Origin of the sequence: Microbacterium sp. TNHR37B (genome assembly GCF_001620065.1) — a bacterium.
Lineage (GTDB): Bacteria > Actinomycetota > Actinomycetes > Actinomycetales > Microbacteriaceae > Microbacterium.
In genome coordinates this window covers 279,227-302,021 of record NZ_LQGV01000004.1, presented here as the reverse complement: position 1 = coordinate 302,021, position 22,795 = coordinate 279,227, and the positions used below count along the sequence as shown (strand labels likewise).

The window sequence follows — 22,795 nt, the reverse complement described above, 5'->3', positions numbered from 1 at the left end:
ATGCGTCTGCAGGCGTGGCCGGCGCTCGCGTCGTGGGGCGCGGGGCTGATCCAGCTGGCCACCGGCGCGGGCATGCTCACCGCCGGTTCCAGCGGAGCCGGCCGCCCCTACGGCGTCGTCCTCGCGGTCGCGGGAGCGGCGACCCTCGCTTGGGGGGTGGTGTGGCTTTCCCGGGCGCGCCACCCCCGCCTCGGCATCGGGATCGCCGTGTCGGGAGTGCTCCTGACCGCCGGTGCGCTCGCGGTGGACGCCGTCCACGTGTCGGTACTCGCGGTGGCGGTCGCCACGGCACTGTCCGCCGTCGCGGGGGCATCCACCGCCGTCGTCCTCCGTCGCAGCGCACGCCCGGCGGCACCCCGCCGGGCGTCGTCAGGGTCCGGGATGGGTGGCCTCCTCGCGGCGGCCGTCGTGGTCGCGGCCCTCGTCACGCCCGCGCTCGCCTCGACCGAGGCGGGACGCCTGGCCCCTGACCACGGCGCGCACACGTTCGTCACCGACCACGGCCACGGTCACTGATCTCGCCGCGGAACCGGCTCAGAGCGGCGAGATCCGCCAGGACGCCCCCGCGGTCGCTCCCGGCTCGATCAGGAGGAGTCCGGCGTCGTACGGGTAGGCGTCCGCGTTGAAGGCGTCGGGAGCGCACGTCATCGGCTCCACCGCCAGCCCGGCCCGGTGCGCCGGTGCCCCCGGGCCGCCGGGCTGGTCGGCGGTGTGCACCTGCACCCACGGGCAGCCCCGATCCCACGTGATCGCGACGCCCGTGCCATCGGCGGGATCGGTCAGGCGCACCGTCGCGGCGCCCGCGTCGTCCCGGTGCAACGCGGTGAACGCGTGGTCGATCTCGGCGACGCCGATCGCGCGGGGCGTGCGGAAGTCGAAGCGCTCGGCGTCGGAGTCCACTCCCGCCAGCGCCACCGGCGACAGGCGATCGGCCGTGACCTCCAGCACCTCGTCGGCGGGGAGGTGGAGGATCCACTCGTCGAGCGGATGCGACCCGGCCACGAGGTAGGGATGGGGACCGGTGCCGAACGGGGCCCGACGGTCGCTCTCGTTGGTGGCCGCGACGCGCTGCGTGAGACCGTCCGCCGCCAGCGTGTAGGTCGTCTCCACTCGCACCCGCCAGGGATAGCCGAGCTGCGGCTGGATCACCGCGGCGAGGGTCACATGATCAGGGCCGCGATCGATCGCCTCGAAATCGAGCCATGCGACCAGGCCGTGAAGCGCGTGATGGCGCTCGGGCTCGGTCAGGGCCGTCTGATACGCCGTGCCCTCGACCGTGTAGGCACCGTCGACGATGCGGTTCGGCCACGGCGCCAGCGTCGCGCCCCGGTAGCCCGGGCGCACCTCGTCGGCATCGAAGGGGACCACGAGATCGCGGCCGCCGCGGCGATAGAGCCGCAGGGAGGCCCCGATGCTCGCGATCACCGCCTCGTCATCACCCGCTCGGAGCGTGTACTGCGTGCCGGAGAGCGGAGTGCGTGCCATGAGTGTCAGAGTCCCTGTGCGAGTCGGTAATAGGCCTGGTTCCAACGGATCTCCCGCTGGAAGTCACGCACCGTCGTCGCCTCGTCGATCACGAGGAGCTCGGTCCGGGCGATCTCCGCGAAGTCACGGAACACCTCGATACCGACGGCGGTCGTCATGACAGTATGGTGCGCCGCACCGGCGGTGAGCCAGCACGCCGCGCTCGTGGCGAAGTCCGGCGCCGGCTTCCAGACCGCGCGGCCCACGGGGAGCTGCGGCAGATCGGGGGCCTCGACGTTCTCGACCACGTTGGCGACGAGGCGGAAGCGGTCGCGCATGTCGCTCATCGCCACCACCAGCGCAGGCCCCGGGTCGGCGGTGAAGACGAGGCGGACCGGGTCGTCCTTGCCGCCGATGCCGAGCGGGTGCACCTCCAGCCGGGGACGCGCGCTCGTCAGCGACGGGGCGACCTCGAGCATGTGGGCGCCGAGGATCTTCTCCTCCCCCGCGACGAGGTCGTAGGTGTAGTCCTCCATCAGCGAGGCCCCGCCCGGGAGGCCCGCCCCCATGACGTTGGCGACGCGGACGAGGATCGCCGTCTTCCAGTCCCCCTCGGCGCCGAAGCCGTAGCCCTCGGCCATGAGCCGCTGCACCGCGAGCCCCGGAAGCTGCGTGAGTGCGCCGAGGTCCTCGAACGAGGTCGTGAACGCGCCGAATCCGCCCTCCTCCAGGAACGAGCGCAGCCCGAGCTCGATCGCGGCGCCGTCGCGGAGCGAGCTGTGCCGCTCGGCACCGGGTCGCAGCTCCGGAGCCACGTCGTACTCGTCGAGATACACCTGCACGAGAGCGTCGATGTCGGCGTCGGAGGCGGCAGCGACCGCGTCGGCGAGCTCGTTGACGCCCCACGTGTTCACCTGCACGCCGAAGCGCAGCTCGGCCTCGGTCTTGTCGCCCTCGGTGACCGCGACATAGCGCATGTTGTCGCCGAAGCGGGCGAGCTTGAGGGTGCGGACGGCCTGCCAGCCGGCGGCGGCCCGCTGCCAGTCCTCCACCTGCCGGAGGACCGCCGGGTTCGAGACGTGGCCGACCACGGTCTTGCGGGCGACCCCCAGCCGCGTCTGGATGTACCCGAACTCGCGGTCGCCGTGCGCGGCCTGGTTGAGGTTCATGAAGTCGAAGTCGATGTCGGCCCAGGGCAGCTCGACGTTGGCCTGCGTGTGGAGGTGGAGGAGCGGCTTCTGCAGTGCGTCCAGACCCGAGATCCACATCTTGGCGGGGCTGAAGGTGTGCATCCAGGCGATGACGCCGATGACCGAGTCGTCGGCGTTGGCGTCGAGAGCCAAGCGCCGGATGGCGTCGGAGTCGGTGAGCACCGGCTTCCACTCGACGCGGACCGGGAGCCCGGCGAGGCCTTCCGCGACCGCCTGCGACTGCGCCGCGACCTGGCGGAGCGTCTCCTCCCCGTAGAGGTGCTGGCTGCCGGTGACGAACCAGACGGTGTACGAATCGAGCGAGGTGTTGAGGGCCATGAGGAACTCCTAGTCGAGAGGGGAAAGAGGGTCAGAGAGCCTCGACGGCGGCGCGCTCGGCGGCGAGACCCGCGGCGTATCGGTCGAGGTAGGCGGCGTACCCGGCCACGTCGGCCGGGTCGGGGTCGGCGACGGTGAGGGCGGTCGCCGCGAAGACGCGATCGGCGAGGTAGTCACCGAGGGCCGCGCCCTCGCCGTCGATGAGGTAGGACGCGAGCACCGCGATCCCCCACGCTCCGCCTTCCGAGGCGCGGTCGTCGACGGCGACGGGAGCGTTGAGGGCGGCAGCGAGGAAACGCTGCGCGACCCCGGCGGTGCGGAACATCCCGCCGTGGGCGAACATCCGGTCGAGCTCGACGCCCTCGCCGTCGAGCACCCGCATGCCGAGGCTGAGCGTCGCGAACACGCCGTAGAGCTGCGCGCGCATGAAGTTCGCGAGGGTGAGCCTGCTCTCCGGCGTGCGGACGACGAGGGGCCTGCCCTCATCGGTGCCGACGATCGGCTCCCCCGCGAGATGGTTGTAGGCCAGCAGCCCGCCGGCATCGGCCTCACCGGCCAGCGCCTCGGCGAAAAGCGTGCCGTAGACGGCATCGGCGGGAAGCGCTGAGCCTCCTGCCTCGGCGAAGCGGCGGAAGAGGTCGACCCAGGCCGCCAGCTCGCTCGCGCCGTTGTTGCAGTGGACCATCGCCACCGCATCGCCGGCGGGCGTGGTCACGAGGTCGAGCTCGTGGTGGGGGTGCGCGAGGGGCCTCTCCAGGACGACCATCGCGAAGATGCTCGTTCCCGCCGAGACGTTCCCGGTCCGCGGTGCGACCGACGCGGTGGCGACCATTCCCGTCCCCGCATCGCCCTCGGGCGGACAGAAGGGGATACCCGGCCGGAGCGTTCCCGTGGGGTCCAGGAGCGCAGCGCCGTCCTCGGTGAGCCGTCCGGCATCGGCGCCCGCGACCAGCACCTCGGGCAGGAGGTCGCGAAGCGGGCGCGGGGCCGAGCCCGTGCGCTGGTCGTAGAGCGCGACGAGTCGTTCGTCGTAATCACGCGTGGCGCTGTCGATCGGGAACACGCCGGAGGCGTCACCGACGCCGAGCACGCGGCGTCCGGTGAGGCGCTCGTGCACGAAGCCGGCGAGCGTCGTGATGCCGTGAATCGCGGAGACGTGGGGCTCGGCGTCGAGGATCGCCTGGCGCAGGTGCGCGATCGACCAGCGGAGCGGGATGTTCACGCCCAGCAGCTCGCTGAGCTCCGCCGCCGCGGCGCCCGTGTTGGTGTTGCGCCACGTGCGGAAGGGGACGAGGAGCCGTCCTTCCCCGTCGAGAGCGAGGTAGCCGTGCATCATGGCGGACACGCCCAGGGCTCCGACCGTCTCCAGGGGAACGCCGTGCCGCGCGCGGACGTCGTCGACGAGGGCGGCGTACGCGGCGCGCAGGCCCGCCCAGACCTCCTCTTCCGCATACGTCCACAGCCTGTCCACGAAAGCGTTCTCCCACTCGTGGCTGCCGACGGCGAGGACGGTGGTGGGGTCGTCGGCGTCGATGAGGCAGGCCTTGATGCGGGTCGATCCCAGTTCGATCCCGAGCGTCGTGCGTGCCCGGACGATCTGCTCACGGGCGTCGGCGGCGCTCATCGGCGGTCGTCCGTGTTCTGTCCGTAGACGTTCTGGTAACGGTCGTACAGAGCGTCGATCGCCTCCTGCGGCAGGGGGATCAGCTCACCGCCCTGGCGTGCGATGTGCACCGTGCGGGCGACATCCTCGAGCATGACTGCGGCCTTCACGGCGTCCTTCGCCGAGGCCCCGATCGTGAACGGTCCGTGGTTCTGCATGAGCACGCCGCGGCTCCGGTGGCCTCGCAACGTCTCGACGATCCCGCGTCCGATCGAGTCGTCGCCGATGATCGCGAAGGGTCCGACGGGAATCGGGCCCCCGAACTCGTCCGCCATCGCCGTGATGACGCAGGGGATCTCCTCGCCGCGGGCCGCCCAGGCGACGCCGTACGTGGAGTGCGTGTGCACGACGCCGCCGACCTCGGGCATGTGCCGGTAGACGTAGGCGTGTGCGGCGGTGTCGCTGGAGGGCGACCGGTCGCTTCCCGGGGTGCCCGGGATGACGTTGCCGTCGAGGTCGCAGAGGATCATGTTCTCCGGCGCCAGGTCGTCGTACGAGACTCCGGACGGCTTGATGACGAACAGGTCGCGCTCCGGGTCGTCGCCCACGCGTACGCGGCCGGAGACGTTTCCGCCCGTCCAGACGATGAGCGCGTACCGGACGAGCTCGGCGTGCAGTGCCGCGACGTCGGCGCGGACGCGCGCGATCTCCGCCTCCACCTCGGCCGGGAAGGCGCTCGTCGCGGGGGAAGCGCTGGTCTTCGGGAAAGCGCTGGTCGCCGGGGAAGCGCTGGTCGCCGGGGAAGCGCTGGTCTTCGGATCCTGCTGGCTCACGGGGAACTCCATCGTGCTCGCGCGATCGGTCATCGATCACTCCGCCATGTTACCGGTAACATACCTGATTCCCGTCGCTCACGTGGCACAACTTGCTGCCACCTCGCGCTCAGGTGGCACAACTTGCTGCCACCCGCCGCCTGAAGCAACGAAGTGCGCCACCTGAGCGACCCGGCCGGGCCCCGGCCCGGCGCGGGAGGAGAGGGAAGGGGAAGGGGATCAGGGGGAAGGGGGATCAGGGGAAGGGGATCAGGGGGAAGGGGGATCAGGGGAAGGGGATCAGGGGGAAGAGGGATCAGGGGGTGGGGCGGTGGAGGCGCGGGCGACGAGCTGCGGCGGGGCGGGGTCGGCGTCGACCGGAAGGCCGAGGGCGGCCGAGACGGCGCGGCGTGCTTCGCCGGCGAGGTCGAGCCGGACGGTCGTCAGCGCGGGGCGGTAGAAGGCGGCATCCGGGTTGTCGTCAAAGCCGGCCACACTGACCTCCGCGGGAACCGAGACGCCCCGTGCGGCGAGACCCGCCACGAGCCCGAGCGCCATCTGGTCGTTGGCGACGACGATCGCGGTCGGTCCGCCGTCCGCTCCGACCACCTCGGCGACGGAGACGGCCGCCGCCTCCCCCGCCGCCGCACTCCAGTCGCCCCGCCAGCGCCCCGCGTCGGCGAGGCCGTGCCGGACGAAGGCGCGCTCCACTCCAGCGTCGCGCGCCGTGGCCTCCACCCAGTCGGCGGGGCCGGAGAGTCGTCCGATCCGGCGATGACCGAGCGTCACGAGGTGGTCCACGGCCCGCTCCGCCCCCTCGCTCTGCCGCTGCGCGCCGGGGCCGGCGTGAAGGGCCACGACCGGCACGGCGCCGGCCGCGTTCCGCGTGATCTCGAGGGTGCGCACGTGCGGCGCGAGGACGACCACCCCGTCCACCCCCTGGGCGAGGAGGTGCTCCAGCGCCGAGCGCACCGATGCCTCGTCAGCCGCATCGGCGTACGCCGTGGCGATCCAGCGATCGCGCTCGCGCGCGGCCGCGGCCAGCGCAGCGATGCCGACGGAGGGTCCGTACAGGGTCGCGTCGGAGGCGATGACCCCGAGCGTGCGGGTGGTCGCCGTGCCGAGGGAGCGGGCCGCGTTGTTGACCCGGTAGCCGAGCTCGGCCATGGCGGCGCGCACGCGTTCGCGCGTCTCCGGACGGATGTGCGGGTGGTCGTTGATGACCCGGGAGACGGTCTGCGTGGACACCCCGGCGTGAGCGGCGACGTCGCGGACCCCCACGCGCACCCCGGCGCGACCGGCGACATCCCGGCCCGCGAGCTCTCGATCCATGGCCCCCTCCGCAGTCAGGGTAGCGCTCGCCACTGCGTCTACCGACCGATGCGCGTCGCGGGGGACAACAGAATGTGATCGCTCACCCCACGGCGCTAACCGCGTCCTCACGGAGGCGGCGAAGCGACCCTCGATTCGCCAGCGTTACGGATTTGTTACCGCTCACATCTTGCGCGGAGTCGGAATGTGAAGGCTAACATTTCGACCACAGGCGCACCGAAGGTCTGTACTCACGACACCGACGTCGTACGTCGGTCCCGAACGAGGAGGTTTGCGGGATGAAGAAGAAGATGCTCGCCGGAGCCGCGCTGCTCAGCGCCATGGCCCTGGCATTCACCGGCTGTGCCGGCAACACGAGCCCGGGCGCCAGCGGCGAGCCGGGAGACGGCGGAGACGTCATCAAGGTCGGCTTCGCGCAGACCGGATCCGAGTCGGGCTGGCGCTCGGCGAACACCGAGTCGATGAAGGAAGCGTTCTCCAAGGAGAACGGCTTCGACCTGGTCTTCAACGCGGCCGACAATAAGCAGGAGGCGCAGATCGCCGCCGTCCGCAGCTTCATCAACCAGGGCGTCGACGCGATCGTCATCGCCCCCATCACGGTCGACGGCTGGGACGACGTGCTCAAGGAGGCCCAGGACGCGCAGATCCCGGTGATCCTGGAAGACCGCACGGTCTCGGCCAGCGAAGACCTCTACGCCTCGTGGGTCGGCCTCGACTTCGAGCAGGAGGGTCGTACCGCCGGCGAGTGGGTCAAGGAGAACTTCGACGGCAAGGGCGCGAACCTCGTGATCCTCGAGGGCACCACCGGCTCCTCGGCGGCCCTGGACCGGGCGACGGGCTTCGGAGAGGCGATCAAGGGCACCGACATCAACGTGCTCGACTCGCAGACCGGTGACTTCACGCGCGACGGCGGCAAGAAGGTCATGGAGGGCTACCTCCAGAAGTACGGCAAGGACATCGATGTGCTGTTCGCGCACAACGACGACATGGGCCTCGGGGCCCTCGACGCCATCAAGGCGGCGGGTCTGACCCCCGGCAAGGACATCCAGATCGTCACGATCGACGCCGTCAAGGACGGCATGACGGCGCTGGCCAATGGTGAGTTCAACTTCATCGTGGAGTGCAACCCGCTCCTGGGCGAGAAGGCCGCCGAGCTCGTCAAGGACGTGCTGGCCGGCAAGACCGTCGAGAAGAAGACGATCGTCGAGGACCAGTCCTTCACGCAGGAACAGGCGAAGGAAGTCCTGGACTCGCGTCCCTACTGATCCTGACCCGAGGGGGCCGGCCGTGCGCCGGCCCCCTCCCTCTCCCTGCCCCACGAGAAGGAAGCCACCCATGGTCGACACCCCACCCGCCGTCGTCGAGATGCGCGGGATCACGGTCGAGTTCCCCGGAGTCAAAGCCCTCGACGGGGTGGACGTCACGCTCCGCGCGGGCGAGGTCCACACCCTCATGGGCGAGAACGGCGCCGGCAAGTCCACCCTCATCAAAGCGCTGACCGGCGTCTACCGGGTCAGCGCCGGCACCATCACGGTGCGCGGAGAGAAGCGGGTCTTCCGCTCCACGGCCGATGCCCAGGCCGCCGGGATCTCCACCGTGTACCAGGAGGTCAACCTCTGCACCAACCTGTCCGTCGGCGAGAACGTCATGCTCGGGCACGAGGTGCGCCGTGCGGGCGGCATCGACTGGCGCGCGACGCACCGCGAAGCAGCGCGCCACCTTCAGTCTCTGGGCGTCCAGATCGACACCCACTCCATCCTCGGCACGCATTCGATCGCGCTCCAGCAGCTCGTCGCGATCAGCCGCGCGATGGTCACCGACGCGAGCGTGCTCGTGCTCGACGAGCCCACCTCGAGCCTGGACCGCGGAGAGGTGGAGCAGCTGTTCGCGGTCGTCCGCGAGCTCCGCGACCGCGGCGTGGCGATCCTGTTCGTCACACACTTCCTCGACCAGGTCTATGAGATCTCCGACCGGCTGACCGTGCTCCGCAACGGCCGGCTCGTGAGCGAGCACCTGGCCGCCGAGCTTCCCCGCGGCGAGCTGATCGCGAAGATGATCGGCCGCGAGCTCGACGAGCTCGACGCGATCTCCCGCGCCGCCGACCGCGAGATCGACAGGTCCGGCGCCCCCGTCCTCCGCGCCGTGGGAGTCGGCAAGAAGGGCGTCCTGGAACCGGTCGACGTCGACGTCTACGACGGCGAGGTCGTCGGGATCGCCGGGCTCCTGGGGTCGGGTCGCACCGAGCTCGTCCGCCTCCTCTACGGCGCGGACCGCGCCGACACCGGCGAGACCGAGGTGCGCGGCGCTCCGGCCCGCATCACGACGCCGCGCGCCGCGATCGACCGCCGCATCGCCTTCTCCTCCGAGGACCGCCGCGCGGAGGGCATCATCGGCGACCTCACCGTCGCGGAGAACATGGTGCTGGGCCTGCAGGCGCAGCGGGGCGCGCTTCGCAAGATCGGCAAGGCGGAGCAGGACGCGATCGTCGACGAGTACATCACCGCGCTCGGCATCCGCCCGGCCAACCCTCACGCCCTGCTGCGGAACCTCTCCGGCGGCAACCAGCAGAAGGTGCTCCTCGCGCGGTGGCTCGCGACGGCGCCGCAGCTGCTGATTCTCGACGAGCCCACCCGCGGCATCGACGTCGGCGCGAAGGCCGACATCCAGCGCAAGGTCGCCGAGCTGTCGGCGCAGGGACTGGCCGTCGTGTTCATCTCGTCGGAGTTGGAAGAGGTCGTCCGCATCTCCCAGCGCATCGCCGTGATGCGAGACCGTCGTAAGATCAGCGAACTCGACTCGGCCGGCATCCACGTCGACGACCTCGTGGACGTGATCGCACAGGAGTCGCCCACCGCCAGCACGCTCGCCCCCGCCTCCGAGACGGCGCCGTCTCGGGACGACACCCCCCGCTCCCTCGAGAACCCGGAGTCCGCGGCATGAAAGCCCTCGTCACGCATCGGCTGTTCTGGCCGATCGTCGCCCTCCTCGCCCTGATCGTCATCAACACGATCGCGCGACCGTCGTTCATCTCCGTCACCGTCCAGAACGGACAGCTCTACGGCCCGCTCATCGACATCCTCCGCAACAGCGCGCCGCTCATGCTGGTGGCCCTCGGGATGACGATCGTGATCGCCACACGCGGCATCGACCTCTCCGTCGGCGCCATCATGGCCGTCTCCGGCGCCGTGGCCCTCACCTTCATCTCCGGGTCGGACGATCCGAACGGACTGCCGACGGTGATCATCGCGGTCCTCCTCGGCGTCGGCGTCGCGCTCGTCCTGGGGGTGTGGAACGGGTTCCTCGTGGCGGTCGTGGGCATCCAGCCGATCATCGCGACCCTGGTCCTGATGCTCGCCGGACGCGGGGTGGCCCTGCTGATCACCGGCGGCTTCATCACCACGATCAACAGCGAGCCGTACAAGTTCATGGCCCAGGGGTATGTCTTCGGACTCCCCTTCGCGTTCTACGTGTCGCTGTTCGCGATCGCCGTCGTGGCTCTCCTGGAACGGCGAACCGCCCTCGGCGTCCTCACCGAGGCGGTCGGAATCAACCCCGAGGCCAGCCGCCTCGCCGGTGTCCGCTCGCGCGGCATCATCTGGGGCGCGTACGCCGCCAGCGGGCTGCTCGCCGGGTTCGCCGGCATCCTCTACAGCTCCAACATCATGGCCGCCGACGCCAACGCCGCCGGCCTCTACATCGAGCTCGATGCGATCCTGGCCGTCGTCCTGGGCGGCACCTCGCTCATGGGCGGGAAGTTCTCCATCGCCGGCACCGTCGTCGGAGTCTTCACGATCCAGACCCTCAAATCGACGATCACCTTCCTCGGGGTCCCGCCCGCCGTGAGCCCGCTGTTCCTCGCGATCGTCGTGGTCGTCGTCGTGCTGGTGCAGTCGCCCCGCACGCGAGGACACCTCGGCAAGCTCATCCCCTCCCTCTCCCGCTCCGACTCGAAGGCGGTGGCCTCGTGAGCACCCTGACCGCAGCTCCCGCGACTCCGACCACGGGGGCGATGGACGTCGTCCGCCGCTTCCGCCGGCGCCACGCCTCGTGGCTGCCCGTGTTCGCCGCCGTCGTGATCTTCATCGCGATGCTCGTGGGCGCCCAGGCCTATTTCGGCAACTTCCTCACGCCGCGGGTGCTGTCCGCGCTCCTGCTCGACAACGCCTACCTGCTGATCCTCGCCGTCGGGATGACGTTCGTCATCCTCACCGGAGGCATCGACCTGTCGGTCGGGGCGGTCATGGCCTTCACCGGGATGATGGGGGCGAGCCTTCTCAGCCAAGGGCTTCCCACCGCCGTCGTCGTCCCCGTCATGATCGTGCTGGGAGCGGGGATGGGGCTCGCGGTCGGCGTGCTCGTGCAGTTCTTCGACGTGCAGCCCTTCATCGCCTCGCTCGCGGCGATGTTCGCCGCCCGCGGTCTCGCCTTCATGGTGAGCCTGTCGTCGGTGAAGGTCGAGGACCCCGCAATCCTCTGGCTGCAGTCGACCCGCCTCCAGGCGGCACCGGGCACCTTCTACATCACCCCGACCGGCATCATCGCCCTGCTCGTGGTGCTCACGGGAATCCTCGTGCTGCAGTACACGCGGTTCGGACGCACCGTGTACGCGATCGGCGGCAACGAGCAGTCCGCGCGCCTCATGGGCCTTCCCGTCGTGCGCACGAAGCTCCTCGTGTACGTCATCAGCGGCGTGTGCGCGGGCCTGGCGGGTGTCGTCTTCACCGCCTACACCGGCGCCGCCTACCCTCTCACCGGCGTCGGCACCGAGCTCGACACGATCGCCGCGGTGGTCATCGGCGGAACCCTCCTCTCCGGCGGGAGCGGCTTCGTCCTCGGCTCGATGATCGGCGTGTTCGTCTACGGCACGATCAAGACGGTCATCTCGTTCCTGGGCGCCGAACAGTCCTGGACCCGCATCATCATCGGCGCGATCCTGCTCGTGTTCGTGGTCATGCAGCGCGTGATCGTGACCCGGACCGCGACCAACCGACGGTGATCGCGACCGGCGCTCCCGCGCGGGGGCGCCGGCTCCGGGCATGATGGTCTCCATGGATCCGCGAGCGCAGGAGGGCGACGGCGCCCCCGCGGCTCCGCCGCGCCCCGCGGCGTCCGCCTCCCCGGTCGTGGAGATCACGGGAGCGACGGTGCGGTTCGGCGCCGAGACGGTGCTGGACGGCGTGGACTTCCGCCTGCTCCAGGGCGAAGTCCACTCGCTCATGGGCGAGAACGGCGCGGGCAAGTCCACCCTCATCAAGGCGCTCACCGGGGTGCTCCCCCTCGACGAGGGGACCATCCGGGTGGCCGGGGAGGAGACGCGGTTCGCCTCTCCCGCCGCCGCCATCGCGGCGGGGATCGGGACGGTGTACCAGGAGATCGATCTCCTTCCGAACCTCACGGTGGCCGAGAACATCTGCCTCGGACGGGAACCGCGCCGGTTCGGCGCGCTGGACTGGCGCACGATGAACCGCCGCGCGGCCGAGGCGCTCCAGGTGCTGGGCCTGGACATCGACCCGCAGTCGGTGCTGGGAACGCACTCGCTCGCCGTGCAGCAGCTGGTCGCGATCGCCCGGGCCACCTCGATCGATGTCCGGGTGCTGGTGCTCGACGAGCCCACCTCGAGCCTCGATCTCGACGAGGTGGCCGAGCTCTTCCGCGTCATGCGCGAGCTGACCGAGCGCGGTGTCGCGATCCTGTTCGTCTCGCACTTCCTCGATCAGGTCTACGAAGTCAGCGACCGCATCACGGTGCTGCGCGGCGGGCGCCTCGTGGGAGAGTACGTGCCCGCGGAGCTCCTCCGCGTCGGGCTCGTGGAGAAGATGCTCGGACGCACCAGCGAAGAGCTCACCGTCATCGACCGACCGGACTCCCCCGCGGGCGCCGCGGTGCCGGTCTTGGATGCGACCGGCCTCACCCGCGCGGCGGTGGGCCGCGGGATCGCCGAGGCCGACGTGCACGTCGCCGAAGGAGAAGTGCTGGGCCTCGCCGGGCTCCTGGGCTCGGGCCGCACGGAGCTCGCCCGCGCCCTCACCGGCGTCGACCGCCTCGACACCGGCTCCCTCTCGGTCGGCGGCCGGCCGGCCGAGCTGACCTCGCCACGACGAGGCATCGCGCTGGGGGTCGTCTACTCATCGGAGAACCGGCGCACCGAGGGCATCATCGGGGGCCTGAGCGTCCAGGACAACATCACCCTGGCGCTGCAGGCCGAGCGTGGCATCGTGCACCGCCTCGGCAACGCGCGGCGACGCGAGCTCGCCCAGAGCTGGATCGAAGCGCTCGACATCCGCCCCGCCGACCCCGATCGACTCGCCGGCACGCTCTCCGGCGGCAACCAGCAGAAGGTGCTGCTGGCGCGTCTTCTCGCGCTCTCCCCCCGCGTGCTGGTCCTCGACGAGCCCACCCGCGGGATCGATGTGGGCGCCAAAGTGGAGATCCAGCGGCTGGTCGGGGAACTCGCCGACAACGGCCTGTCGGTCGTCTTCATCTCCGCCGAGCTCGACGAGGTGCTCCGGGTCTCCCACCGGATCGCCGTGCTCCGGGCGGGGCGCATCGTCGACACGATCCCCGCCGAGCAGCTGACCCCCGATGCCCTCCTCGCCCTCGTCGTGCAGCCGGAGGACGCCTCGTGAGCGAAGAGCGCGGGGCGAAGTCGGCGAACATCTTCGACGTGGCGCGGCTGGCCGGGGTCTCGCACCAGACGGTCTCCCGCGTGCTGAACGACCTCCCCAATGTGCGCCCGGCCACCCGGGCCCGGGTGGAACAGGCGATCGCCCAGCTCCGCTACAGCCCGTCGCCCGCCGCGCGAGCCCTCGTCACCCGCCGCACCCGCACGATCGGGCTCGTCACCCCCAACACCGCCGACTTCGGGCCGGCATCGATCGCGATGCACTTCAACGTCGCGGCACGCGCCGAGCGCTACTCCGTCGATGCCGTCACCTCGCCCGGCCCGGATCCGGTGGCGGTGCGCACCGCGATCGAGGGGCTCCTGCGCCAGCGGGTGGACGCCATCGTCCTGATCGTGAACGACATCGGCGTGCTCGAGGTCGTGCGGGGATTGGAGCTGAGTCTCCCCGTGGTCGCAGCGGCGGCGACGCCGCGACGACACCCCCACCTCGTCTCGATCGACCAGTACCGGGGCGCGCGTGCCGCTGTCCGCCACCTCGCGGAGCTCGGCCACACCCGCATCCACCACCTCGCGGGGCCGGCGAGCAACCCCGACGCGCTCGAGCGCATCCGCGGGTGGCGCGATGAGCTGGCCGCACGGGGACTTCCCGCCGTCGACCCCCGGCACGGGGACTGGTCGGCGGCGAGCGGGCACGAGATCGGCACGACGCTGGAGGTGACCTCCGGATCGGCGGTCTTCGCGGCGAACGACCACATGGCGATCGGGCTCGTCTCTGCCCTCCGCGGCCGCGGGCTACAGGTCCCGGACGACGTGAGTGTCGTCGGCTTCGACGATGTCCCGGAAGCTCCCTTCCTCCTTCCTCCCCTGACGACCGTCCGACAGGACTTCCGGGCGCTCGGCGAGCTGATCATGCAGAAGGTGCTGGTCGCGGTGGAGGAGCCCGACCAGCTCACCGAGGACACCCCCTTGGCCACCCATCTCATCGTGCGCGAGTCGACACGCCCTCCCGCCTGACGAGGTGTCGCTCCCCGACCGGAGGTGACAGGCTGGGGGTATGCGCATCGCCGTCACCGGGTCGTCCGGAAAGCTGGGAACCGTCGTCGTCCGAGAGCTCACCGAGGCAGGTCACGAGGTGATCGGCCTCGACACCGTCGGCCCCCGCGGAGCGGGATTCGTGCAGGTCGATCTCACCGATTACGGGCAGGTGATCGACGCCCTCACGGCGGTCGGCGACCGTCACGACGGTGTCGACGCCCTCGTGCACCTCGCCGCGATCCCCGCCCCCGGCATCCGGCCCGATGTCGAGACCTTCCGCAACAACATCCTCAGCACCTTCCACGTCTTCTGGGCCGCGATCCGCCTCGGGATGACGCGGATCGTCTACGCCTCGAGCGAGACGGTGCAGGGGCTCCCCTTCGATGTGCCGCCGCCCTACATCCCGGTCGACGAGGACTACCCGGCCCGGCCCGAGTCGGTGTACTCCCTCGTCAAGCACCTGGAGGAGACGATGGCGGTCGAGCTCGTGCGCTGGCACCCCGAGGTCTCGATCACGGCACTGCGGTTCTCCAACGTCATGATCCCCGCCGACTACGCGGAGTTCCCCTCGTTCGACGCCGACCCCCGCCGGCGCAAGTGGAACCTCTGGAGCTACATCGATGCTCGTGACGGCGCGCAGGCGGTCCGGCGGGCACTGGAGACGGCACCGGCCGGATTCGACCACTTCCTCATCGCGGCCGCCGACACCGTCATGTCCCGGCCCAACGCGGAGCTCGTGGCCGAGGTGTTCCCCGGCGTCGAGGTGCGGGGCGACCTCGGCGAGCACGACTCGCTCTTCTCCACCGCGAAGGCGCAGCGACTCCTCGGCTACCGGCCGACGCATTCGTGGCGCGACGAGGTCTGACCGGTCTGCCCCTCCCCCCGCGCTGAGCTCCCCGCGCTGAGGTGTCACAAAGCGATGCCACCTCGCGTGGGTAGCAGCGCTTTGTGACACCTCAGCGCTCGACGGAGACCGATCGAGCGCGGGCGCGGGGGTCTCAGCGCCGGGCGATCGTGGACCCGCGGATGACCAGGCGCACGGGGACGTGGCTGACGCCGCTCCCCGTGTCCACCCCGTCGATGGCGTCGAAGACGCGCTGGGCCGCGAGTCGTCCGAGTTGCTGCAGGTTGGCATCGACGCTCGTGAGCTCGGGACGGGAACCGGTGGAGAGCACTTCCCAGTTGTCATAGCCCACGACGGCGAGGTCGTCGGGCACACGGCGGCCGAGATCCCGAGCGGTGTCCAGCACGCCGCGCGCGAGCTGATCGGAACCGCAGAAGATGCCGTCGATCTCGGGATGGCGGTCCAGCAGCAGGGCGGCGGCGTCGCGCCCCCAATGCTCGGACCACTCCGAGAACATCGGATCGCCCACCAGCTCCAGCCCGGCATCCGCGAGGGCGGCCTGCGCCCCCGCGAGCCGGTCCTGCGCGGCGGCGTAGGCCGGATCGCCCGAGATGTGCGCGATACGGGTGCGCCCGCAGGCGAGGAGGTGCTCGATGGCCATGCGGCCTCCCGCCTCGTTGTCCGGGGTCAGCGAGAGGTCGCGCGGGTCGTCGGACGGGGCGTAGGCGTACACGACCGGCACCGGCAGCTCCTGCCCGAGCGACGGACGAGGATCCGTCTGCCGCCCCACGACGATGATGCCGTCGACCCGGCGGCTGAGCAGCGCCTTGAGATGGTGCTGCTCCCTGATCGCGTCGCCGCGGGCGTCGCACAGGAACACGTTGACCTGGCCGGCTCCGAAGGCGTCTTCGGCGCCCATGAGGATCGGGAGCATGAAGCGGCCTTCGAGGTCGCTCGTGAGCAGCCCCACCGTGCCGGTGCGACCGGCGAGGAGCCCCCGCGCCATGGGGTTCGGCACGAACGCCAGCTCCGTCGCGGCCGCCTCGACCCGCCGGCGCGTCGCGGCGGCGACGTCTTCCCGGCCGTTGAGCGCCTTGGAAGCCGTCGCGATCGACACCCCGGCCCGCCGGGCCACGTCGCTGAGGGTCGCCGTGCGACCCTCCACATCCGAACTCACGTGTCCCCCTCGTCGTAAAGGTTATCGGAAACGATCCTTGACACGACCATAGACCCCTGGATATCTTTCCGAAAAGGCTTTCGGAGATTTCGAAGCCCCGCGGGAGTGCCGGCACCGCAGCAGGCCCCGCTCAACGAAGAGCAAGAGGAGTTCAGCATGATCACCCCCAGACGCCGCGGTCTGCGCGCGTTGACCGCCGTTCTCGCCGCGACGACCCTCGTGGGTCTCGCCGGCTGCGCCGGCGGCACCGACCAGCCCGCACCCCAGCAGTCGATCTCCCCCGAAGGAGTCGATGACGGTTCCACGCTGACGCTGTGGACCCGCGCTCCGCTCGAGAAGCAGGCGAAGCTCCTCGTCGAGGCCTACAACGCGAGCCACGAGAACCAGGTCGAGCTGACGGTCGTCCCCAACGACGACTACGTGGCCAAGGTCGGCGCGGCAGCCGGGTCCAACGGCCTTCCGGATCTGTTCGCCGCAGACATCGTCTATGTCCCCAACTGGGTGAAGCAGGGCCTGTTCCAGGACATCTCCGCCCAGATCGACGGTCTCGACTTCAAGGACCAGATCAACAAGGGTCACTTGGCAGCCGGCACCGCCGACGGCAAGGAGCACGTGCTGCCCTTCGTGCTGGACCTGTCGATGATGTTCTGGAACAAGGAGCTCTTCGCCGAGGCGGGCCTGGATCCCGAGAAGGCGCCCGCCAACCTCGCCGAGTACGCCGAGGCCGCCAAGAAGGTCCAGGCACTCGGCAAGGACGGCGTCTACGGCACGGCGACGGGCCTCAACTGCGGCGGCTGCCTCGTGTTCACGTGGTTCCCGAGCATCTGGGCCGACGGCGAGCAGGTGCTCGGCGACGGCGGTGCGACCTCCCTCCTCTCCAGCGACACCGCGACGTCCGTCTACGACACCTGGCGTGATCTGTGGACCTCCGGCGCGGTGCTCCCCAGCTCGCAGGACGAGGCGGGACCGACCTGGACGGCCGCCTTCACCGAGGGCAAGGTCGGCCTCATGTTCTACCCGGCCACGCTCCTGTCCTCCACCCCGTTCGACGTGGGCGTCGCAGGAATCCCGGGACCGAAGGGCGGGGCGTCGACCTTCGTCGGCGGTGACGGCATCGGCGTCTCGAAGGACTCCAAGAAGTCCGCCCAGGCGTGGAACTTCCTGAACTGGATGATGTCGGAGGACGCCCAGGTGGGCGTGCTCGCCAAGAACAACGACGTGGTCTCGCGTGCGGACTTCGCGAACAACGAGTACGCCGCGAAGGACCCGCGCCTCGTCACGATCAACGAGGTCGCCGGCAAGGGAGACACCCCCGTCGCCCTCAACTTCCAGCAGGCCTTCAACGCCCCGGGAAGCCCCTGGCTGACCCTCGTGCGCAATGCCGTGCTGGAGGGCACCGACACGGTCGCCGCCGACAACGACCAGATCACCGCGATCCTCCAGCAGTGATCGCCGCCGGGTGGGTGCCGCCGCGCACCCACCCGGCCCATCCCCTCCCGAAAGGTCTCCCATGTCCGTTGAGACGGCGCCGCCCCGCACGCGGCAGAGCGCTCGACGCTCGCGCCGCGAGGCGCTGCAGGGCTGGGCCTACGCCGCGCCCACCGCCCTGTTCGTCCTGTTCGTCTTCATCGTCCCGCTGCTGCTGGTCTTCCAGATGTCGGCGTCGGACTGGTCGCTGCTGGGCGGCGACCAGGGGTGGAACCTCCCGGAGAACTACGAGAAGGCGGTCCTGCACCGCCTCTTCTGGGACTCCATCTGGTTCACCCTGAAGTACACCGTGATCACGACCGTCCTGCTGATCGGACTCGGGCTGGGCCTCGCCCTGCTGGTGCAGGAATCGACCCGGTGGAAGTCGATCCTCCGCACGTCGTTCCTCGTCCCCAGCGCCCTCGGCCTCGCGTCGGCGTCGCTCCTGTTCTACGTCCTCTACTCCCCCTACGCCGGTCCGTTCGCCGACCTCATGCGCTCGTGGGGATTCACCTTCCTCGGCACCCCCGACGGCGCCCTGTGGTCGACGGTCTTCCTCATCGTCTGGCGCTACGCCGGCTTCTACATGCTGCTGATGCTCGTGGGGCTCCAGGGCATTCCCGAGGACGTCTACGAGGCGGCCCGCATCGATGGCGCATCGAGATGGCAGACCTTCCGCGACGTCACGGTGCCGCTCCTGCGCCCGACGTTCGCGCTCACGACCGTCATGTGCGTCACGGGATCGCTGCTGGCCTTCGAGCAGTTCTACATCCTCACCAAGGGCGGCCCCGACAACAGCACCATGACCGTCGTGCAGTTGATCTACAACGTCGCCTTCCAAGGGCAGAACCACCTCGGCATCGCCGGCGCCCTCTCGGTGATCGTGCTGCTCGCCCTCATCGTCATCAACGTCTTCCAGCTGCGCGCGTTCCGCCGCCCCGACGAGAGCTGAACCATGACCGCCCAGATCACCGCCGCCGACGACCTCGTCCGCGTCGAAGAGCCCCGACCGCGACCCGGGCGCAGCCCGCTGCTGCGTACCGTGGTGGGCATGCCCTCGTGGCTGTTCACGACGGCGCTGGCCATCCTCTTCCTCTACCCGCTCGTGTGGACGGCGGTCTCGTCGGTCCAGGGACGCGCCGGCACCAGCCAGCCCGAGGGGTGGGGCTTCGGCAACTACATCGCACTCGCGAACTACCAGGCCGGGGTCTGGGTATACCTCGGCAACTCGCTGTTCGTCTCGGTGCTGACCGTCGTGCTCACCCTCCTGGTGTCGCTCCTGGGCGGGTATGCGTTTGCCCGGTTCCGCTTCCCCGGCAAGAACGCCCTGTTCCTCACGACGCTCGCGATCCTGATGGTGCCGTACGCGACCCTGCTGATCCCGCTCTACGTCATCCTCAACCGCGTCGGGCTGAGCAACTCGCTCGTGGGCGTCGCGATCGTCCTCACCATGTTCCAGCTGCCTTTCTCGATGTTCATGATGCGGATCTCTTTCGAGTCCATCCCGCGCGAGCTCGACGAGGCCGCCCTCGTCGACGGCTGCTCGACGTGGAAGGCCCTGTGGCGGGTCCTCCTCCCCGCGGTCAAGCCGGGCATGGTGACGGTGGGACTGTTTGCCTTCCTCGCCGCCTGGAACGACTTCATGGCGCCCCTCATCCTGATCACCGACACCAACCGGATGACTCTTCCGCTGGCCGTCTCCAACCTCCGCGTTCAGGTGCAGGGCGTCATCGACTACGGCGCGACCGAAGCGGGCGTCGTCGTGCTGGCCCTCCCCTGCATCCTGCTCTTCCTCGTCCTCCAACGTCACTACGTCCGCGGCTTCATGTCCGGCGCCTTCAAGGGGTGAACATGTCCATCCGTTCCGTTCCCGTCGCTCCCTCACGGGGAGAGCTCCGGCCGCTCGGCCTCGACGAGGTCCGCATCACCGGCGGCTTCTGGGGCGAGCGCCAGCAGACAAACACCGCCGCCACGCTGCCGCACATCGAGGCGAAGCTGGAGTCGGAGGGGTGGCTGCCCAACTTCGACCGTGCGGCCGAAGGCACCCTCCCCGAGGGCCGCCGCGGACGGGAGTTCGCCGACTCCGAGGTCTACAAGTTCCTCGAGGCGCTCGCGTGGGAGATCGGTCGCAGCGACGACCCTGCCCACGAGGCGCGGCTGCGCCGGACGGTCGCCCGGGTCGCGGCGGCGCAAGAGGCCGACGGCTACCTCAACACCGCCTTCGGGCGCCCCGGTCAGCCTCCCCGCTGGAGCGACCTGGAATGGGGCCACGAGCTGTACTGCCTCGGACACCTCTTCCAAGCCGCGGTCGCCCGGGAGCGCACCCGCCCCGGCGCCGACGACGGCCTCCTGACGGTCGCGCGGCGTGCGGCCGACCTCGTGTGCACGGTCTTCGACGACGGCGGCATCGAATCGGTGTGCGGTCATGCCGAGATCGAGGTGGGCCTCGCGGAGCTGGCGCGCGTGACCGGCTCCGAGCACTACGCCCGGATGGCACGCCTGTTCGTGGCGCGCCGCGGCACCCAGACCCTCCGCGACATCGAGTGGGGGCGCTCGTACTTCCAGGACGACATCCCGGTGCGGGAGGCCGATGTCCTGCGTGGTCACGCCGTGCGGGCCAACTACCTCGCCGCCGGCGCCGTCGACGTGGCGGTCGAGGACGCCGACGACGGCCTCTTGGCGGCCCTCCGCCGGCAGTGGCGCCGAACCGTCGCGACGCGCACCTACGTCACGGGCGGTCAGGGCTCGCACCATCAGGACGAGGCCTTCGGCGACGACTTCGAGCTCCCCCCGGACCGCGCCTACTCGGAGACGTGCGCCGGGATCGGCTCGATCATGTTCGCGTGGCGACTGCTCCTGGCCGACGGCGGCGAGCAGTACGCGGACCTCATCGAGCGGACGCTGTACAACGTCGTGGCGACCTCTCCCAGCCGCGACGGCCGTGCGTTCTACTACGCGAACACTCTCCACCAGCGTGTGGCGCGCCAGCCCGCCGATCCCGAGGCCACTTCTCCCCGCGCGTCGGCGTCACTGCGGGCACCGTGGTTCGACGTGTCGTGCTGCCCGACGAACGTCGCCCGCACGATGGCGAGCCTGGCCGCCTACGTCGCGACCGCCGACGCGGACGGCGTCCAGGTGCACCAGTACGCTCCCGCCGAGATCGACACCACCCTCGCCGACGGCCGGAGGATCGCTCTGCGGGTGGAGACGGCCTACCCGGCCGAGGGACGAGTGCGTGTCGAGGTGATCGCCTCGGAGGGCGCGTGGACGCTCGGGCTCCGGGTGCCCGCGTGGGCCGACGGAGCACGGTGGCGCGTCCCCGGCGAAGAGACGCAGGCCGCCGCTCCGGGGCTCGTGAGCGTCCACCGTTCCTTCCGGGTCGGCGATGTGATCGAGCTCGATCTGCCGATGCACCCGCGAGTGGTCCACGCCGATCCCCGGATCGACGCGGTGCGGGGCTGCATCGCCGTCGAACGGGGGCCCGAAGTGCTCGCGTTGGAGTCGACCGACATCGACGGTCTGGACGACGTCGGCCTCGTGACGGTGGCCGGTGACCCCGTCGACCGCGACGGACGCGTGTGGGTCGATGTGCGCACGCGCGGCGCTGCCGACGCGCCTTGGCCGTACGGGCGGAGCGCCCCGCGGACGACCGAGGCTGTGACACCGGCAGCGCTCATTCCGTACCACGAGTGGGCAGAACGCGGACCGTCGACGATGCGGGTGTGGCTGCCGGTCTCGTGAACGGATCGCGCGGGCTTCCTCAGGGCCGCAGGAGCACCTTCAGCGACTCCCGCGCGTCCATGAGCCGGTAGCCCTCTGCGGCCTCGGACAGCGGAAGCTCGGTGTCGAAGACGGCACCCGGGTCCACCGAGCCGTCGAGTACGCCCGGGAGGAGCCGGTCGGTCCAGGCACGGACGGGCGCGACGCCGCCGGTGACGGTGACGTTGCGGACGAACTGCTCCCGACCGATCGGACCCGTGCGGTACTGCGGAACGCCGACGCGGCTCACCCGGCCTCCGTCGCGCACGACGCCCATCGCCTGCTCGAACGCGGGGAGGTGACCCACCGCGTCGATGACGACGTGGGTGCCGTCGCCGCCGGTCAGCGACCGTACGGCGTCCACGCCCTCCTCGCCGCGCTCGGCGACGACGTCGGTCGCGCCGTAGCGACGGCCGAGGTCGGTGCGCGCCTCGTGCCGGCCCATGAGGATGATGCGCTCGGCCCCGAGCTGTCGCGCGGAGAGCACCGCGAGGAGCCCCACGGCGCCGTCGCCGATGACGGTGACGGTGGTCTCCGCGGAGACCCCGCCGGTGACGGCGGCGTGCCAGCCGGTGCCGTAGACGTCGCTGAGGGTGAGGAGGCCCGGCATGCGCTCGTCGTCTTCGGTGACGTCGACGCGCACGAGAGTTCCGTCGGCCAGCGGCGCGCGACGGTACTCGGCCTGCGCGCCGCCGGTGTGCTGGGGACCGCCGAGACCGCCGATCCGGCACGAGGTCTGCAGGCCCGACCGGCAGAAGTCGCACACGCCGCACGACCACACGAAGGGCACGATCACGACGTCGCCCGGGGCGACCGTCGCCACGTCCGCCCCCACCTCTTCGACGACCGCGACCATCTCGTGCCCCATCGACTGACCGGTCTCGGTGGGTCGCAGGGAGTGGTACGGATGCAGGTCGCTGCCGCACACGCAGGCCACGACCGTCCGCAGCAGGGCGTCGGTGGGCTCCTCGATCGCGGGGTCGGGGACCTCGATCACCCGGACGTCCCCGGGTCCGTACATGTACGCGGCTCTCATCCCTCCAGTCTGCCCCCGCCCCGTCACTGTCGCCCTGCCGTATCCCGCTCAGGTGGCGCAACACGCCGCTATGCGCGCGAGGTTCCCGCGTGTTGCGCCACCTGAGCCCAGAGAA

At 70.6% G+C, this 22,795-nt stretch carries 19 protein-coding genes; 12 read left to right on the top strand and 7 right to left on the bottom strand.

Translation table 11 applies throughout. The features are described 5' to 3' along the window. Entirely contained in the window at positions 1-516 is a 516-nt protein-coding gene (locus AVP41_RS15590; RefSeq protein WP_067166780.1) for a hypothetical protein, read from the top strand. Positions 517-534: 18 nt separating this feature from the next. Here AVP41_RS15590 and AVP41_RS15585 read toward each other — a convergent pair whose 3' ends face one another. From AVP41_RS15585 to AVP41_RS15565, 5 genes are all read right to left on the bottom strand, one after another. Further along, complete coding sequence (locus AVP41_RS15585) at positions 535-1,485, bottom strand: aldose 1-epimerase family protein (RefSeq protein ID WP_067166777.1); 951 nt, start codon at positions 1,483-1,485, stop codon at positions 535-537. 5 nt (positions 1,486-1,490) lie between these two features. Further along, on the bottom strand, positions 1,491-2,993 hold the full coding sequence (araA, locus tag AVP41_RS15580; RefSeq protein WP_067166773.1) for an L-arabinose isomerase: 1,503 nt from the start codon (positions 2,991-2,993) through the stop codon (positions 1,491-1,493). A gap of 31 nt (positions 2,994-3,024) precedes the next feature. Next, complete coding sequence (locus AVP41_RS15575) at positions 3,025-4,617, bottom strand: xylulokinase (protein WP_067166770.1); 1,593 nt, start codon at positions 4,615-4,617, stop codon at positions 3,025-3,027. Further along, entirely contained in the window at positions 4,614-5,462 is an 849-nt protein-coding gene (locus AVP41_RS15570; protein ID WP_231902794.1) for an L-ribulose-5-phosphate 4-epimerase, read from the bottom strand. The genes AVP41_RS15575 and AVP41_RS15570 overlap by 4 nt, the downstream gene beginning before the upstream one ends. 246 nt (positions 5,463-5,708) lie before the next feature. Further along, positions 5,709-6,740 carry a LacI family DNA-binding transcriptional regulator gene (locus AVP41_RS15565; protein WP_067166766.1) on the bottom strand — a complete coding sequence of 344 codons (1,032 nt, stop codon included), beginning with the start codon at positions 6,738-6,740 and terminating at the stop codon, positions 5,709-5,711. A 278-nt stretch (positions 6,741-7,018) separates the two neighbouring features. Between AVP41_RS15565 and AVP41_RS15560 the strand changes: the two genes are divergently transcribed. The 7 genes from AVP41_RS15560 to AVP41_RS15530 all read left to right on the top strand — a co-directional run bounded on the left by AVP41_RS15560 (position 7,019) and on the right by AVP41_RS15530 (position 15,262). Further along, positions 7,019-8,005, top strand: coding sequence for an ABC transporter substrate-binding protein (locus tag AVP41_RS15560; RefSeq protein WP_067166764.1), 987 nt, complete (start codon positions 7,019-7,021; stop codon positions 8,003-8,005). A gap of 70 nt (positions 8,006-8,075) precedes the next feature. Beyond that, on the top strand, positions 8,076-9,680 hold the full coding sequence (locus AVP41_RS15555) for a sugar ABC transporter ATP-binding protein (RefSeq protein WP_067166761.1): 1,605 nt from the start codon (positions 8,076-8,078) through the stop codon (positions 9,678-9,680). Further along, a complete protein-coding gene (locus AVP41_RS15550) occupies positions 9,677-10,708 on the top strand; it encodes an ABC transporter permease (protein ID WP_067166758.1) in 1,032 nt (343 codons plus the stop codon). Before AVP41_RS15555 ends, AVP41_RS15550 begins: the two co-directional genes overlap by 4 nt. Before the next feature lie 41 nt (positions 10,709-10,749). Beyond that, the gene (locus AVP41_RS15545; protein WP_157532545.1) at positions 10,750-11,736 is read left to right on the top strand and encodes an ABC transporter permease subunit; all 987 of its coding nucleotides are present in this window, start codon (positions 10,750-10,752) and stop codon (positions 11,734-11,736) included. A 52-nt stretch (positions 11,737-11,788) separates the two neighbouring features. Next, positions 11,789-13,366 (top strand): sugar ABC transporter ATP-binding protein, encoded by a 1,578-nt coding sequence (locus tag AVP41_RS15540; protein ID WP_067166751.1) that lies wholly within the window; start codon positions 11,789-11,791, stop codon positions 13,364-13,366. Further along, the gene (locus AVP41_RS15535; RefSeq protein ID WP_067166747.1) at positions 13,363-14,376 is read left to right on the top strand and encodes a LacI family DNA-binding transcriptional regulator; all 1,014 of its coding nucleotides are present in this window, start codon (positions 13,363-13,365) and stop codon (positions 14,374-14,376) included. Before AVP41_RS15540 ends, AVP41_RS15535 begins: the two co-directional genes overlap by 4 nt. A 40-nt stretch (positions 14,377-14,416) precedes the next feature. Further along, positions 14,417-15,262: an NAD-dependent epimerase/dehydratase family protein gene (locus AVP41_RS15530; RefSeq protein ID WP_067166743.1), complete on the top strand. Its 846-nt coding sequence runs from the start codon at positions 14,417-14,419 to the stop codon at positions 15,260-15,262. 133 nt (positions 15,263-15,395) lie between these two features. Here the strand turns inward: AVP41_RS15530 and AVP41_RS15525 are convergent, their stop codons facing one another. Then, complete coding sequence (locus AVP41_RS15525) at positions 15,396-16,418, bottom strand: LacI family DNA-binding transcriptional regulator (protein ID WP_067166739.1); 1,023 nt, start codon at positions 16,416-16,418, stop codon at positions 15,396-15,398. Between the two features lie 156 nt (positions 16,419-16,574). Here AVP41_RS15525 and AVP41_RS15520 point away from each other — a divergent pair, with 156 nt between their 5' ends. From AVP41_RS15520 to AVP41_RS15505, 4 genes are all read left to right on the top strand, one after another. Further along, a complete protein-coding gene (locus AVP41_RS15520) occupies positions 16,575-17,867 on the top strand; it encodes an ABC transporter substrate-binding protein (protein WP_067167250.1) in 1,293 nt (430 codons plus the stop codon). Positions 17,868-17,928: 61 nt separating this feature from the next. Continuing rightward, positions 17,929-18,837 carry a carbohydrate ABC transporter permease gene (locus AVP41_RS15515; RefSeq protein ID WP_067166735.1) on the top strand — a complete coding sequence of 303 codons (909 nt, stop codon included), beginning with the start codon at positions 17,929-17,931 and terminating at the stop codon, positions 18,835-18,837. Positions 18,838-18,840: 3 nt separating this feature from the next. After that, on the top strand, positions 18,841-19,734 hold the full coding sequence (locus tag AVP41_RS15510) for a carbohydrate ABC transporter permease (protein WP_082829293.1): 894 nt from the start codon (positions 18,841-18,843) through the stop codon (positions 19,732-19,734). A gap of 2 nt (positions 19,735-19,736) precedes the next feature. Beyond that, complete coding sequence (locus tag AVP41_RS15505; protein WP_067166732.1) at positions 19,737-21,626, top strand: glycoside hydrolase family 127 protein; 1,890 nt, start codon at positions 19,737-19,739, stop codon at positions 21,624-21,626. Positions 21,627-21,645: 19 nt separating this feature from the next. On the opposite strand, the gene AVP41_RS15500 is transcribed toward AVP41_RS15505, so the two are convergent. Then, positions 21,646-22,680, bottom strand: coding sequence for a zinc-binding dehydrogenase (locus tag AVP41_RS15500; RefSeq protein ID WP_231902793.1), 1,035 nt, complete (start codon positions 22,678-22,680; stop codon positions 21,646-21,648). Between the last annotated feature and the right edge of the window lie 115 nt (positions 22,681-22,795).